A 1,394-nucleotide genomic window follows, 5' to 3' on the forward strand; every position below is an offset into this window, starting at 1 on the left:
TCCATTTCGAGTTCGATGAGCCGGTTGAGCTCGACAGCGTACTCGATGGGCAGTTCCTCGGTGATCGGCTCGATGAACCCGCTCACGATCATCTGTTTGGCGTCGTCATCATCGAGACCACGGGATTGGAGGTAGAAGACGTCCTCGTCGCCGATCTTCCCCACCGTAGCCTCGTGGGCGACGTCGACCTTCGACTCGTTGATCTCCATGTACGGCATCGTATCCGATACGGACTCGTTGTCGAACATCAGCGCGTCACACTCCACCGACGTACTGGAGTTCTCCGCCCCGTCCGAGATGTGCACGAGTCCACGATAGTTCGTCCGCCCGCCGTCCTTGCTGATCGATTTCGATTCGATCGTCGAGTTGGTGTTGGGCGCGTTGTGATACACTTTCGCCCCGGTGTCGATGTCCTGGCCCTCGCCCGCGAACGCGATACTGATGTGGTTCGCGCTCGCCCCGCGACCTTTCAGGATCGTACACGGGTACAGCATCGTCGCCTTCGAACCCATCGAACCGGAGACCCACTCCATCCGGCCGCCCTTCTCGGCGATGGCGCGCTTGGTGTTGAGGTTGAAGGTGTTTTTCGACCAGTTCTGCACGGTGCTATATTGGACGTGGGCGTCCTCGCCGACGAACACTTCGACGCCACCCGAGTGCAGGTTGTGCGTGCCGTACTTGGGTGCTGAACAGCCCTCGATGTAGTGGACTTCCGAGCTTTTCTCGGCGACGATCAGCGTGTGTTCGAACTGGCCCATCCCTTCCGAGTTCATGCGGAAGTAGGCCTGAACGGGCATCTCCACCGTTACGTTTTCGGGAACGTAGACGAAGCTCCCACCGCTCCAAACGGCGCCGTGGAGCGCGGCGAACTTGTTGTCGCTGGGCGGGACACACCGGGTCATGAAGTGTTCCTTCACGATCTCGGGGTGTTCCTGGACGGCCTCGTCCATGTTCATGAAGACCACACCCTTTTCCTGCCACTGTTCTTGCATGTTCTGGTAGACGACCTCGCTCTCGTACTGGGCGCCTACCCCCGAGAGCGATTCGCGTTCGGCTTCGGGGATGCCGAGTTTCTCGAAGGTGTCCTTGATGTCCTCGGGGACGTCTTCCCAGGAGTCGACGCTGCCCCGTGCTTCGACGTCGGGGCGGATGTAGGGAATGATCTCCTCGACGTCGAGTTGGGTGAGATCGGGTTGGCCGGGCCAATCCGTCGGGAGTGGCATGTTCTGGTAGTGCTCGAGCGCTCTGAGGCGACGGTCGAGCATCCAGTCGGGTTCGTTTTTGTCCTCGCTGATGAGGCGAACGACCTCTTCGGTGAGTCCTTTTTCGGAGCGGAAGGCGGATCGCTCCTCGTTTTTGTGGTCGAAGCGCTCCTGGTTTTTCGTGAGTTCTTC

At 59.7% G+C, this 1,394-nt stretch carries 1 protein-coding gene; it reads right to left on the reverse strand.

Going from position 1 to position 1,394, the window contains the following annotated elements; translation table 11 throughout:
- Nucleotides 1–1,394 (reverse strand): Fe-S cluster assembly protein SufB (gene sufB, locus HAPAU_RS19425; RefSeq protein ID WP_066385909.1); only part of this gene is annotated, 1,394 nt, incomplete at both ends.

Source organism: Halalkalicoccus paucihalophilus (assembly GCF_001593955.1).
GTDB classification, from domain to species: Archaea; Halobacteriota; Halobacteria; order Halobacteriales; family Halalkalicoccaceae; genus Halalkalicoccus; species Halalkalicoccus paucihalophilus.